Origin of the sequence: Burkholderia metallica (genome assembly GCF_902832845.1) — a bacterium.
In the GTDB taxonomy this organism is placed as follows: Bacteria; Pseudomonadota; Gammaproteobacteria; order Burkholderiales; family Burkholderiaceae; genus Burkholderia; species Burkholderia metallica.
In genome coordinates this window covers 107014-120769 of sequence record NZ_CADFDB010000013.1, presented here as the reverse complement: position 1 = coordinate 120769, position 13756 = coordinate 107014, and the positions used below count along the sequence as shown (strand labels likewise).

11 protein-coding genes are annotated in these 13756 nt (G+C 67.0%); 8 read left to right on the top strand and 3 right to left on the bottom strand.

The features are described from left to right. The first annotated feature begins 281 nt into the window (after positions 1–281). Both tcuC and HWX08_RS29345 read left to right on the top strand, forming a co-directional pair. Positions 282–1577 (top strand): MFS transporter, encoded by a 1296-nt coding sequence (gene tcuC, locus HWX08_RS29350; RefSeq protein ID WP_174920762.1) that lies wholly within the window; start codon positions 282–284, stop codon positions 1575–1577. A gap of 61 nt (positions 1578–1638) precedes the next feature. After that, positions 1639–2427 carry a substrate-binding domain-containing protein gene (locus HWX08_RS29345; protein ID WP_174920763.1) on the top strand — a complete coding sequence of 263 codons (789 nt, stop codon included), beginning with the start codon at positions 1639–1641 and terminating at the stop codon, positions 2425–2427. A 24-nt stretch (positions 2428–2451) separates the two neighbouring features. On the opposite strand, the gene dctA is transcribed toward HWX08_RS29345, so the two are convergent. The 3 genes from dctA to HWX08_RS29330 form a co-directional block, all read right to left on the bottom strand. Further along, positions 2452–3786 (bottom strand): C4-dicarboxylate transporter DctA, encoded by a 1335-nt coding sequence (gene dctA / locus HWX08_RS29340; RefSeq protein ID WP_174920764.1) that lies wholly within the window; start codon positions 3784–3786, stop codon positions 2452–2454. 34 nt (positions 3787–3820) lie between these two features. Then, on the bottom strand, positions 3821–4744 hold the full coding sequence (locus tag HWX08_RS29335) for a LysR family transcriptional regulator (RefSeq protein ID WP_069258213.1): 924 nt from the start codon (positions 4742–4744) through the stop codon (positions 3821–3823). Between the two features lie 143 nt (positions 4745–4887). Next, on the bottom strand, positions 4888–6903 hold the full coding sequence (locus HWX08_RS29330) for a glycoside hydrolase family 3 protein (protein ID WP_174920765.1): 2016 nt from the start codon (positions 6901–6903) through the stop codon (positions 4888–4890). A gap of 618 nt (positions 6904–7521) precedes the next feature. Between HWX08_RS29330 and HWX08_RS29325 the strand changes: the two genes are divergently transcribed. The 6 genes from HWX08_RS29325 to HWX08_RS29300 all read left to right on the top strand — a co-directional run bounded on the left by HWX08_RS29325 (position 7522) and on the right by HWX08_RS29300 (position 13729). After that, entirely contained in the window at positions 7522–8655 is a 1134-nt protein-coding gene (locus HWX08_RS29325; RefSeq protein WP_244122787.1) for a TIGR03364 family FAD-dependent oxidoreductase, read from the top strand. Between the two features lie 321 nt (positions 8656–8976). After that, positions 8977–9837 (top strand): transporter substrate-binding domain-containing protein, encoded by an 861-nt coding sequence (locus HWX08_RS29320; protein ID WP_076605961.1) that lies wholly within the window; start codon positions 8977–8979, stop codon positions 9835–9837. A gap of 92 nt (positions 9838–9929) precedes the next feature. Beyond that, positions 9930–10652, top strand: coding sequence for an ABC transporter permease (locus HWX08_RS29315; RefSeq protein WP_107312941.1), 723 nt, complete (start codon positions 9930–9932; stop codon positions 10650–10652). A gap of 10 nt (positions 10653–10662) precedes the next feature. Next, positions 10663–11409, top strand: a complete 747-nt coding sequence (locus HWX08_RS29310; protein WP_069258217.1) for an ABC transporter permease — start codon at positions 10663–10665, stop codon at positions 11407–11409. Between the two features lie 27 nt (positions 11410–11436). Continuing rightward, a complete protein-coding gene (locus HWX08_RS29305) occupies positions 11437–12228 on the top strand; it encodes an ABC transporter ATP-binding protein (protein WP_174920767.1) in 792 nt (263 codons plus the stop codon). A gap of 7 nt (positions 12229–12235) precedes the next feature. After that, positions 12236–13729, top strand: a complete 1494-nt coding sequence (locus HWX08_RS29300; RefSeq protein WP_107312939.1) for an HAL/PAL/TAL family ammonia-lyase — start codon at positions 12236–12238, stop codon at positions 13727–13729. The last annotated feature ends 27 nt before the right edge of the window (positions 13730–13756 follow it).

Below are 13756 nucleotides of genomic sequence, written 5' to 3'. Positions count from 1 at the left end.
GGGAGGCCGGCTGCACGTGATCCGGCGCGGGTCAAATCCGGGTTAACGGCACGGTTAACCGAAAATCGAGGCCGCGCATCGCGCCAGGGTCGACGCGGGCGATCGCGCACGGGCGCGCAAACGTATGCGGCCGGGCGCGCCGCCGCGCCGATTGATAACCAATCAACATCAATTCTTCCAAAAATTGCACTTATCGTTTGGCCGGCGCCGAGCGAACATGCCGGAAAACGACAATCGATCCGCCTCTTCCGCATTCTTCCGAATCTTCAGGAGACACCCCGATGCACCCCTCGTCCAGCCTTCCGGCCGAACGTTCGAAGGCCGCCGCGGTCTTCCGCGTCACGGCCGGGAATTTTCTCGAGCAGTTCGACTTTTTCCTGTTCGGCTTCTATGCCACGCAGATCGCCAACGTCTTCTTTCCCGCACAAAGCGAGTTCGCATCGTTGATGATGACGTTCGCGGTGTTCGGCGCCGGTTTCCTGATGCGGCCGCTGGGCGCCGTCGTGCTGGGCGCGTACATCGACGAAGTCGGCCGCCGCAAGGGCCTGATCGTCACGCTGGCGATCATGGCGAGCGGCACCGTGCTGATTGCGTTCGTGCCGGGCTACGCGACGATCGGCCTGCTGGCGCCGGCGCTCGTGCTGCTCGGGCGCTTGCTGCAGGGCTTTTCCGCCGGCGCCGAACTGGGGGGCGTATCGGTCTATCTCGCCGAACTGGCCACGCCCGGCCGCAAGGGGTTCTACACGAGCTGGCAGTCCGCCAGCCAGCAGGTCGCGATCGTCGTCGCGGCGGGACTCGGCTTTGCGCTCAACCATTGGCTCAGCGCGTCGGCGATCGCCGCATGGGGGTGGCGCGTGCCGTTCTTCGTCGGCTGCATGATCGTGCCGTTCATCTTCATGCTGCGCCGGAACCTGGAGGAAACCCGGGAATTCAACGCACGCACGCATCGCCCGGGCATGAAGGAAGTGTTCGGTACGCTGGTGCAGAACTGGGGCGTCGTGGTGGCCGGCATGATGCTGGTCGCGATGACCACCACGAGCTTTTATCTGATCACGGTCTATGCGCCGACCTTCGGCAAGACGGTGCTGCATCTGAGCACCGCCGACAGCCTGCTCGTGACGCTCTGCGTCGGCGTGTCGAACTTCGTGTGGCTGCCGATCGGCGGGGCGCTGTCCGACAGGATCGGCCGCCGGCCGCTACTGGTCGCCATGACGATGCTCGCCATCGTGACCGCCTACCCGGCGCTGTCGTTGCTCGCTCACGCGCCGTCGTTCGTCAACATGCTGCTCGTCCTCCTGTGGCTCTCGTTCATGTACGGGATCTACAACGGCGCGATGGTCGTCGCGCTCACGGAAGTGATGCCGGTGCAGGTGCGGGTCGCGGGCTTCTCGCTCGCATACAGCCTCGCGACGGCCGTGTTCGGCGGCTTCACGCCCGCCATCTCGACCGCGCTCATTCACATGACGGGCGACAAGGCGGCCCCGGGCTACTGGATGAGCTTCGCCGCGGTGTGCGCGCTGCTCGCGACGTTCGCGCTCTATCGTCGCCACGCAGCGACGCTGACGCCCGCGCATTGATGCCCGGTTCATCCGGACGGTTCACCCGTACATACGAATCCGCACGACCCACACCACGATCATGAAAAATCTGCTCCGGAAATTTTGCACGACCGCGCTCGTCCTTGCCGCCGCGGTGGCGGCCAACGCGCAGGCCGCCGAACTGCACGTGATGAGCTCGGGCGGCTTCACCGCCGCGTACAAACTGCTCGGCCCGCGGTTCGCGTCCGCGACGGGCAATACGCTCGATACCGCGCTCGGCCCGTCGATGGGCAAGTCGCCCGAAGCGATTCCGAACCGGCTCGCGCGCGGCGAGCCCGCCGACGCCGTGATCATGGTCGGCTACGCCCTCGACGAATTGATCAAGCAGGGCAAGGTCGTGCCCGGCTCGCGGGTCGAGCTGGCCGATTCGCGCATCGGCATGGTCGTGCGCGAAGGCGCGGCGAAGCCCGACATCAGCTCGGCCGACAAACTCAGGCAGGTGCTGCTGCATGCGACGTCGATCGCCTATTCGGACAGCGCGAGCGGCGTGTATATCGAACGGGAGCTGTTCAGGAAGCTCGGAATCGAGGATCAGGTGAAGTCGAAGGCGAAGATGGTTCCGCGGATTCCGGTGGCGTCGGTCGTGGCGAACGGCGACTACGAAATCGGCTTCCAGCAGGTGAGCGAGCTGTTGCCGGTCAAGGGCGCAACCTTCGTGGGCAAGATTCCCGAGTCGCTGCAGTCCGTCACGCGCTTCGCCGCGGGCATCCCCGTTGGCGCGCAGCATCCGGCCGAAGCGAAGGCGTTGCTCGACTATCTCGCGTCGCCCGATGTGCAGGTGGACGTGCAGTCGACCGGACTCGATTCCGTTTCCGCTGCCGCTCACTGAATCCGAACGACGGGAAGGTTCGCGTCAGCACGCCTTCCCGTTACCGTCGGCCTCTGCCGCCACCGCCGCGGGGTCTTCAGCGGCTCCGTCACGCGAGGCGGACCCGGCCGCGGTGAGCACCCGTGCAAGACGCTCGCGATCGCACGCGCGTTCCCACGTCGAAACGAAGATGACCGCGCACGCATTGCTGATTACGCTCGTCAGCGCGCGCGCCTCCGACATGAAGCGATCGATGCCGATCAGCAGGGCCACCCCGGCAACCGGCAGGTCGGGCATGACGGCGAGCGTGGCGACCAGCGCCACCAGCCCGCTGCCGGACACGCCGGCCGCGCCCTTGGACGTCAGCAGCATGACGGCGAGCAGCATCGCGATCTGCGACGCCGACAGCGGCACGTCGCACGCTTGCGCGATGAACAGGGCTGCGAGCGTCAGATAAATCGCGGTGCCGTCGAGGTTGAAGGAATAGCCTGCCGGCAGCACGAGCCCCACGACGCCCTTGTCGCACCCGAGCGACTCCAGCTTGACGATCAGGCGAGGTAGAACGGGTTCCGAAGAGGACGTCGCGAGGACGATGAGCAACTCTTCTCGCAGGTAGCGCAGCAGTCGCCACAGCGCGAAGCCGTGCAGCCGCGCGAGCGGGGCGAGCACCAGCGCGACGAACAACGCGCAGGCCACGTAGAACGACAGCATCAGCTTCGCCAGCGAGCCGACCGAGCCGATCCCGAAGCGGCCCACCGTGAAGGCCATCGCGCCGAATGCGCCGAGCGGCGCGAGCCGCATGATCATCGCGAGCACGCGAAAGAGGATCTGGGCGACCCCGTCGATCAGTGCAAGAACGGGCCGGCCGGCCCGCGGATGGGCGTTCAGCGAGAAGCCGAACAGCAGCGACAGCAGCAGCACCGGCAACACGTCTCCGTTCCCGAACGCGCCGAGCATCGTATCGGGGATCACGCTCAGCGCGAACGCCACGAGCCCGCGTGGTTGCGCTTCCCTTACGTACGGCGCGAGGATGCTCGAATCGAGGTGGTGGACGTCGATGTGCATGCCGGCGCCCGGTCGCAATACGAACGCGGTGACGAGGCCGATCGCGAGCGCGGCGGCGGTCAGCAGATAGAAGAGCGCCAGCGCCCGGACGATCGTGCGGCCGATTGCCTTTCCGTTCGCCAGCGACGTGATGCCCGAGACGATCGTGCAGAAGACGATCGGTGCGATGGTCATCCGGACGAGGCCGACGAAGGCGTCGCTGAGGGGCTTGAGCATCGCGCCGGCTTCCGGCCAGACGTGCCCGACGCTCACGCCGAGCATCATCGCGAGCAGGACCTGCACATAAAGCGATCCGAGCAGCCTGGCCAACCTCACGGTACGGTCTTCCTTCGTGTTGCTTCTGTCGTTGTCATACGGATGCGCCGCCATCTGCGGCACCCGCACGTTTCGTCTCGATGATCATCCGATGAAACGCTTCGGCGGCCGGTGTGAGCGGGCGCCCGCGTCGTTTCACGATGCCCACGCGTCGTTTGACGACCGGCTCGACGAGCGGCACGCTCGTGAGCACGGGATGGTCGTGCCCGGGCATCGCCATCGACGGCACCGCGGCGACGCCGAGCCCCGCTTCGATCAGGCCGAGCAGGGTCGTCACGTGGCGCGCTTCGCACACGCTCGGCCCGCGCGGCGCCACGGCGGCAAGCGCCTGGTCGAGCAACAGGCGGTTGCCGGACGTTTTGTCGACCGACACGTAATCGTGCTCGTAGAGTTCGTTCCACGTCACGCGCTTCCTGAGCGCGAGCGGATGGTCGCGGCGGCAGGCCGCGACGAAGCGCTCCTGGAGCAGCACCTTGAACTCGATGTCGGCCTCCTGGCTGCCCATGAAGCTCACGCCGAAATCGGCCTCGCCGCTGATGACGGCGCCCAGTACGTCGTTCGCGCTCGCGTCCAGCAGCTTGACGCGGATGCGCGGAAAGCGGCGATGATAGCGCGCGATGATGCCGGGCAGAAAGTAGTAGGCCACTGACGGTACGCATGCGATGGTCACATGGCCCAGCCGGCTCGACGACACGTCGCGAATGCCGAGCAGGGCCGCGTCGAGATCGTCGAGCAGTTGTTCGGCACTCTGGGCGAACACGCGGCCGACGGTGGTGAGCGAAACGCTGCGCGTGGTGCGCTCGATGAGCCGCACGCCGAGCGCTTCCTCGAGCTTGTCGATCCGGCGGCTCAACGCGGGCTGCGAGAGGCTGACCGTCTCCGCGGCCTTGCGGAAACTGCCCGTTTCCACGACCGCGCGGAATGCCTGCAGGTCGGTTAAATCGAAATTGATTGCCACGGGTACATCTCCGCATGTCAGATGCGGAGCATTTTGCCCGATTCCGCCGCGACTGCCGCGCGGCGGGCGGCGGGCGATGCCGGTTCGATCGCCGTTTGATGCGCGATGCCGGCCGCGATCCGCGAGCCGGCATCGACACTGCGTCAATACGTCAGACCGTATCCGAACGGATACAACGGATGCGCAGTATCGTGCGGCACGTCTTCCCGCTGGGCGACGACTTCAGCCATCGACGACGGCAACTCGAACGGCAGCTTCCCTTGCGGCTGACCTTTCCCGGTCAGCACGTCGAACAGGGCGGCGTCCGTCACGCCGAAATTGGCGAGAATCGCGGTGGCCTTGTCCTGCACGTTGGTCAGGATCGCGGGACGATCCATGTAGACCGACACGATCGATTGCGGCGCAAGCGCGGCCTGCTTGATTGCCTCGTAGTCCGCATTGCCGTCGACGAACGCGAGACTGCCCTCGTGCTGCATCGAACCGAACATGTAGTTCGGGTGCAGCCTTTCGTATGGCGTGCTCACGCGGAGAATCGCGACGTCCGCGGCCTGCGGCGTATCGACGACCTGATACCCATACTGTCGTGCGATCGCGGGGTCGATGCCGTACAGCCAGACTTTCTTGCCCGATGCCGTCATCGGCAGCAGCTTGCCGTTGTTTTGCAGCAGCACCATCGAGCGGCGCTGGGCGTCGAGCGCCTGGGCCTGGAACTCGGCGTTGCCGACGATCTTGCCGGCCGCGGCCGCGTCGACGTACGGATGGTCGAACAGGCCTTGCTGGAACTTCTGCAGCAGCACGCGATAGGCCGACTCCGACAGGCGATCTTCCGACAACTGTCCGCGGTTGACGGCATCGATCAGGTCGGACGGATCGTCGTCGCCGCCGAACTGGTCGATACCGGCATTGACCGCCCGCACGAAACGCTGCACGCGGGTGGCGCCTTCCATTCCCCACGGCATGCCGAGCCCGGTAAACGACGGCGCCCCCGACGACACGCCGTTGATGCAGTTCGCGTCGCAGTCGTCGGCGATCAGCCAGTCCGACAGGATCACGCCCTTGAAGCCGTATTTCCCGCGCAGCAGGTCGGTCAGCAACGCCTTGTCGTACGCGCCTCCGACGGGCTCCAGCGTGATGCCGTCGACCGTCACCGTCGTGTCCGGTTCGGAATAGGTTGGCATAACCGAGCCGACGTTGGCGGCAAACGCGCCTTCGAACGGTTTCAGGTGATACGCAAAATTGTTGCCCGGATAGGTCGCATAGCGGCCGTAGTAGTTGTGACTGTCGAACCCGAGTTTCTGCGCGCCATAGCCGGCCCAGTGCTTGACGACCGCGATCACGCTATTGGCCTGAACGCCGCTGCCGCCGCCCTGAAACCCTTCGATATACGCCTGCACCTGCGCGCGCGCGAGATCGGCGTCTTCGCCGAACGTGCCGTTGATGCGCGACCAGCGCGGCTCGGTCGCCAGGTCTGCCTGCGGCGACAGTGCTTCGGTGATGCCGACCGCGCGGTACTCCTGGCGCGCGATATCGCCGAATTTCCGCGTGAGCGCCGCGTCGCCGATCGCGGCGAAGCCGAGCGTTTCCGGCCACTGCGAGAAACCGCTGCCTCCGGCGCTGGCGCCGAGCGTGTACTGGAAATGGTTGCGCGGGTCCGAACTGATCGACACCGGGATGCCGAGCCGCGATTGCTCCGCCAGCGTCTGAATCTGGTTGTACTGGTCGGCCATCGTCTGCGCATCGGCACTCATGCGCGTGATGTAGGTGTTGATGCCCCGCTGATCGATCAGCGACTTGAGCGCCGCCAGATCGTACGCGGAGCCGGTGCCCGAACCGGTCGTATCGTTCAGCACCGGTGCGGTGCCGTGCATCATCAGGCCGGCCTTCTCGGCCAGCGTGAGGCGGCCGACCAGGTCCCGTGCACGCACTTCGGCACTCAGCCGCCAGTCTTCGTACGGTTCGAGCTGGCCGTTCTTGTCCATGTCCTTGAACTTCAGGCCGTCGCGGGTGAGTACGTTCAACGTCGTGTAGCCGAAGTCCTGTTGCGTCACGGGCGTGGAAGTCGAGTCGACGCCGCCACAGGCAAACAGCCCGACGGTGACTGCGGCGCCCGACGCGGTCAGAGCCGATCGGCGAATGGCGGATCTCGTGAAGCGTTGCATTCATGTCTCCTGAATCGGTTTTTTTAGGGGCGGCCGTGAAGCATTACAAATAGCCGCTCGCCACTTTACCGATCTGTTTCAGGTGACGTTTTGCCGCCGGGTGCAGTTCTTGTCCCGATGGAGCACGACGTGCAGTGCGGTGTGGCCGACGGGCATCCATGGCAGGGTCTGCGCGCACGCGAACGCGAGTGCCGCCGCAGAACACGAGGGCGTCGACGTCGGTTTGGCGCCGGTGCCGCGTCCCGCGGCGGCCGCCGCACATCCGCACAATCTTGCGCGTGACGTGTACTGCATCGATGCGCACGGAACGACCGATCCGGAGAGGCCGCGTATGCGAATGCGCGGCACGGGCAGGGCGACGCGGATTTTCCGCGCGATCCGATGCTCTCCGATGTAATGGCAAAATATGCCAATTCATGCTGTTTTGTGGCTTTTCATCCGGATGTCATTTCGCGTAGCGATAGTGCGGAACGGGCACCGGTCCCGGCATCGACCGGCGCAAGCCGGCCCGTTCGCCCCACTCCCGGGGAGCCGTCCATCGGAGACGGCGAGCGGCAACCGAAGCGTTCGCTCCCGGCGGCGGGGCGCGTGTCATCCGCACAGAAGGAACATCCAATCGTGAACGCCATCGCAGCGGCAGATTCTCATGACGTGATCGTCGTCGGCGCCGGCATCGTCGGCCTCGCTCATGCCTATACGGCGGCGCTCAAGGGGCTGCGCGTCTGCGTGATCGAGCGCGATGCCGCATGCACGGGCGCGTCGATCCGCAATTTCGGCTTCGTCACCGTCACCGGGCAGCGCGCCGAACACAGCTGGCGCCGGGCGCGCGGGAGCCGCGAAGTCTGGGCTGACATCGCGCCGCAAGCCGGAATCGACGTGCTTCACCGGGGCCTGCATCTGATCGCGCGTCGCCCCGAGGCGATGAGCGTGCTCGACGCGTTCATGCAAACCGGCATGGCCGACGGCTGCCGGGTCATGACGTCCGGCGACGCGGCAGCCGTCGCGCCGGAACTGCAGCTGGACGGTGCGCACGGCGTCCTGCACAGCCCGCATGAGCTGCGCATCGAGCCGCGCACCGCGATCGCGTTGCTGGCGTCGTGGCTCGCGGAACGTTTCGGGGTGCGGTTTCGCTACGGCGAGATGGTGCATGAAGTCCGCACGCCGTCCGTGCGGACGTCGCGCGGCGTGCTGCATGCGGAGCGCGTGATCGTCTGCGGCAATGCGGACAGCCGCCACCTGTACGGCGACTGGTTCGCGCGGCATGCAGTACGGCTCTGCCAGTTGCAGATGCTGCGCGTGCGGCCGCGTCGCCCGCTGGCGCTGCGCGCCGCGGTGATGAGCGACCTGAGCCTGCTGCGTTATTCGGGCTTCGCGGCGTTGCCCGACGCCGGCGCGTTGCGCGCGCGCCTGAATGCGGAGGAGCCCGTGTGCGTCGGTCACGGCATTCATCTGATCGCGGTGCAGAGCGCGGACGGCAGTCTCGTGGTCGGCGATTCGCACGAATACGGCGCCGCACCGCTGCCGTTCGCGGCGCAGGCAATCGATGCGCAGATCCTGCGCCTGCTGCACGAGACGCTCGACGTGCCGGAACTGGACGTGATCGAACGCTGGACCGGCAGCTATCCGTCGGCAGCCGATGCCGATTGCGTGATCGACGCGCCGGACGACGCCACGCGCGTCGTCGTCGTGACGAGCGGCGCCGGCATGAGCACGGGCTTCGGGATCGCGCAGGACGTGTTTGCCGCGTGGTGATCGCGTGAGCAGGCGGGAGGGGCGGTCGCGGGGCGCTCGGAAAGCGTGGCCGATGACGGTGTGTTTAGCGAAGCGGTCGAATCGGAAATTTGTCTAGTCATTCTGATCGAAAGATCGTACGGAATGCACCATATTCGTGCTGCGAATCACCGCAGAGAGGCACGCCGGAGCCGCGTAATTAGGGGATTTCCCGCGTTTTCCCGGTTTTTTTTGATCAACGCTTGTCGCTGCGTTTTTCTTCTTGCATGCTTGTATAGACAAATTCCTGAGGCGGCTTGCATGTCCGAGGGGATGACGATCTTCAACGCAAGGAGAACTCTCGTGAACGGCAAGCACATCAAGTGGGCAGTCAGGACGATCGGCATCATCGCGGCGGCAGCGGCCACGCTTTCGGCGCCGGTGCAAGCGAAGGAGTGGAAGACCGTGACGGTGGCGCTCGAAGGCGGCTACGCGCCGTGGAACCTCACGCTGCCGGGCGGCAAGCTCGGCGGCTTCGAGCCCGAACTGCTCGCCAACGTGTGCGAGCGCATCAAGGTGCAGTGCAACATGGTCGCGCAGGACTGGGACGGGATGATCCCGGGGCTGCAGGCCGGCAAGTTCGATGTCCTGATGGATGCGATCTCGATCACGCCGGAGCGCGAGAAGATCCTGCTGTTCTCGCGTCCGTATGCGGCCACGCCCGCGACGTTCGCGGTCACCGACACGAAGATTCTGCCGAAGGCGGCGCCGGGCGCGCCGATCGTCAAGCTGTCGGGCGACGCGAATGCCGACAAGCCCACCGTCGATGCGCTGCGCAAGCAGCTGAAGGGCAAGACGATCGGCATCCAGTCGGGCACCGTCTACACGAAGTTCATCAACGACAGCTTCAAGGACATCGCGTCGATCCGCGTGTACAAGACGTCGCCCGAGCGCGACCTCGACCTCGTCGCCGGCCGCATCGACGCATCGTTCGACGACGTCACGTACTACGCGGCGAACAACGCGAAGAAGGACAACGCGTCGATCGTGCTCGCCGGCCCGAAGCTCGGCGGCCCGATCTGGGGGCCCGGTGAAGGCCTCGCGTTCCGCAAGCAGGATGCCGACCTGAAGACGAAGTTCGATTCGGCGATCGGCGCCGCTCTCGCGGACGGCACCGTGAAGAAGCTCGCCGACAAGTGGTTCAAGACCGACGTCACGCCGTAAGCGCGCGTCCGGCCGCCGACGCGCACGCGGCATGAGCGACGCGCGGCGGCGCACATCCTGCCGATCCAATCAACGCTTGCCGGGAGGCACGCATGGCGATCCTTGAAATGCTGGGCTTCGGAACCGAAGGCTGGGGCGGCGTGCTGCTGCTCGCCGCGCTGATGACGGTCGCGCTGACGCTTGCCGCGCTGGCGGTCGGCGCCGTGATCGGCGCGGCGATCGCGGCCGCGAAACTGTCGCGCTACCGCAGCGCCCGCCTGCTCGGCGACCTGTACACGACGGTGTTTCGCGGCGTGCCCGAACTGCTCGTCATCTACCTGTTCTATTTCGGCGGCTCGACGCTCGTCACGGCCGTCGGCCAGTGGTTCGGCGCGGAAGGCTTCATCGGTGTGCCGCCGTTCGTGATCGGCGCGCTCGCGGTGGGGATGATTTCCGGCGCGTACCAGGCCGAGGTGTATCGGGCGGCCGTGCTCGCGGTGTCGAAGGGCGAGCTCGAAGCGGCGCGCTCGATCGGCATGCCGCGCGGCATGGTCCTGCGCCGCATCCTGATTCCGCAGGTGCTGCGCTTCGCGTTGCCCGGCATCGGCAACGTGTGGCAGTTGAGCCTGAAGGATTCGGCGCTGATCTCGGTCACCGGGCTCGCCGAGCTGTTGCGCACGAGCCAGATCGCGGCGAACTCGACCCATCAGTATTTCGTGTTCTTCGTCGCGGGCGGCGCGCTCTACCTGGTCATGACGGGGCTGTCGAATCGCGTGTTCAACCGGGCTGAAGCGATCGTCGGCCGGTCGTTCCGCCGCAACTTCGCACGCAACTGACGGAGCGCACATGTCACTCGATTTCGATTTCCTGTTCGACACGCTGCGCCAGTTGCTCGCGGCGGTGCCGACCACGCTCGGCCTGTTCTTCGCATCGCTCGTGCTCGGCGGCCTGCTGTCGCTCGTGATCGTCACGATGCGCGTGTCGCCGCGCTGGCTGCCGAACCGCTTCGCGCGTGCGTACATCCTCGTGTTTCGCGGCTCGCCGCTGCTGATCCAGATGTTTCTCGTGTACTACGGGCTCGGCCAGTTCGGCGTGATCCGCGAAAGCTTCATGTGGCCGCTGCTGCGCGAGCCGTACGTGTGCGCGGTGCTCTCGCTCGCGCTGTGTACGGCCGGCTATACGGCCGAGATCCTGCGCGGCGGGCTGATGGCCGTGCCGGTCGGGCAGATCGAGGCAGGCTATTCGATCGGCCTGTCGGGCTTCGCGCTGCTGCGCCGCGTGATCGGCCCGATCGCGCTGCGCCAGTGCCTGCCCGCGTATTCGACCGAAGCCGTATTGCTGGTCAAGTCGACCGCGCTCGCGAGCCTCGTGACGGTGTGGGAGGTGACGGGTGTCGCGCAGCAGATCATTCAGCAAACCTACCGGACGACCGAAGTGTTCGTGTGCGCGGCCCTCATCTACCTCGGCCTGAACTTCATCGTCGTACGCGTGCTCGGTGCGCTCGAATGGCGGCTGTCGGGCCACCTGCGCGGGCCGAAGCCGTCCGGCGCGCCCGCCGCCGATGCCAGCGCCGCCCGGCGCGTCGCATCCTGACCGCATCCTTCCTTCCAGGAGAATCCGATGAACACCGCTGCTCCCGTCGCCCTGTCGGTCAGGAACATCCACAAGTCGTTCGGCGATCACCACGTGCTGAAGGGCATTTCGCTCGACGCGCACGAGGGCGACGTCATCTCGATCCTCGGTGCGAGCGGATCGGGCAAGAGTACCTTCCTGCGCTGCCTGAACCTGCTCGAAACACCGGACGACGGTACCGTCGCGCTCGCCGGCGAGGAACTGAAGATGAAGCGCGCGCGCGACGGCAAGCTGCATCCGGGCGACCGGCGCCAGGTCGACCGCATCCGCTCGCAGCTCAGGATGGTGTTCCAGAACTTCAACCTGTGGTCGCACATGACCGTGCTCGACAATCTCGTCGAAGGCCCGCTGCGCGTGCAGAAGCGCAGTCGCGCGGAAGCGGTCGAGGAGGCCGAGGCGCTGCTCGCGCGCGTCGGCCTCGCGGACAAGCGGGGCTACTACCCGGCCCACCTGTCCGGCGGCCAGCAGCAGCGCGTCGCAATCGCGCGGGCGCTCGCGATGCATCCGAAGGTGATGCTGTTCGACGAACCGACGTCGGCGCTCGATCCGGAGCTGGTCGGCGAGGTGCTGCGCGTGATGCGCTCGCTCGCGGAGGAAGGGCGCACGATGCTGGTCGTCACGCACGAAATGGGCTTCGCGCGGCACGTGTCGAACCGCGTGATGTTCCTGCATCAAGGCGAGGTCGATGCGGACGGCACACCGGGCGAGCTGTTCGGCGGCCAGTGTTCCGAGCGCTTCCGCCAGTTTGTGTCGAGCCATCATGACCGCGCCGCGAACTGAGGCCGCCATGACCGTCTTCCGTTCGGCACGGCCGCTCGACTGGCGGCAGATCGCAGCGGTCGCGGCCGGCGCGCCGCTCGCGCTGACCGACGACGCGCGCGGCCGTGTCGTCGCGGCGCGCGAACTCGTCGACGCGATCGTCGCGCAAGGCATCCGCGCGTACGGCGTGAACACGGGCGTCGGCGCGTTGTGCGACGTGATCGTGTCGCCGGCGCAGCAGGGCGCGCTGTCGCGCAACATCCTGATGAGCCACGCGGTCGGCGTCGGCGCGCCGCTCGGTGCGGCGGAGACGCGCGCGATCATCGCGGCGGCGATCAACAACTATGCGCACGGCCATTCGGGCGTGCGCGCCGACATCGTCGACCAGCTGGTCGCGCTGCTCGAGCACGATTGCCTGCCGGAAGTGCCGGCGCACGGTTCGGTCGGCTACCTGACGCACATGGCGCACGTCGCGCTCGTCTGCATCGGGCACGGCCACGCGCGTCATCGCGGCGAACGCGTGCGCGGCGACGAAGCCTTGCGCCGCATCGGCCGCGAGCCGCTGGTCCTCGGCGCGAAGGAAGGGTTGAGCCTGGTCAACGGCACGCCGTGCGTGACGGGGCTCGCCGCGCTCGCGCTCGCGCGTGCGGAGCGCTTGCTCGACTGGGCCGACTGGGTCGCGGCGACGAGCTTCGAGAATCTCGGCGGCCAGCTCGCCGCGTTCGATCCGGCGTCGCTGGCGCTGCGCATTTCGCCTGGCATCGGGCATGTCGGCGCGCGCCTGCGCGCGATGCTTGCCGACAGCGCGATGCTCGCCGCGGCGACCGGGCGGCATACGCAGGACCCGCTCAGCCTGCGCACGATTCCGCACGTGCACGGCGCGGCGCGCGACGTGCTGGCGGTCACGGCGGACGTCGTCGACCGCGAGCTTGCGTCCGTTACCGACAATCCGATCGTCGCGGGCACGCCCGATGCGCCGGCCGTCCATTCGCAGGCGCATGCGGTCGGCGCGGGCATCGCGCTCGCGATGGACAGCCTCGCGGCCGCGATGGCACAGGTCGCGGCGATTGCCGAGCGGCGGCTCGACCGGCTCGTCAATCCGCTCGTGAGCGGGCTGCCGGCGTTTCTTGCGGCGCCGGGCGGCACGTGTTCGGGGTTCATGATCGCGCAGTACACCGCGGTCGCGCTGGTCGCGCAGAACCAGCGGCTTGCCGCGCCCGCGAGCCTCGACGGCGGCATCACGTCGGGCTTGCAGGAAGATCATCTGTGCCATGCGACGCCGGCCGCGCTGAAGACGCTCGACATCATCGAGAACACCACGCGCGTGCTCGCGATCGAGTTGCTGGCCGCCGCGCAGGCGTACGATTTGCAGGAGAACGGCGCGGCGCGGGCGGCGCCGACCGATGCGCTGTGGCGCTACGTGCGCGAACGCGTGCCGGTGTATCACGACGACCGGCCGCTCGCGGACGATTTCGCGACCGCGGCCGCGATCGTCGCGGGTGTACCGCCGTCGCTGGCGTGACGCATCGGCGACGCGACGGCCGGCAGG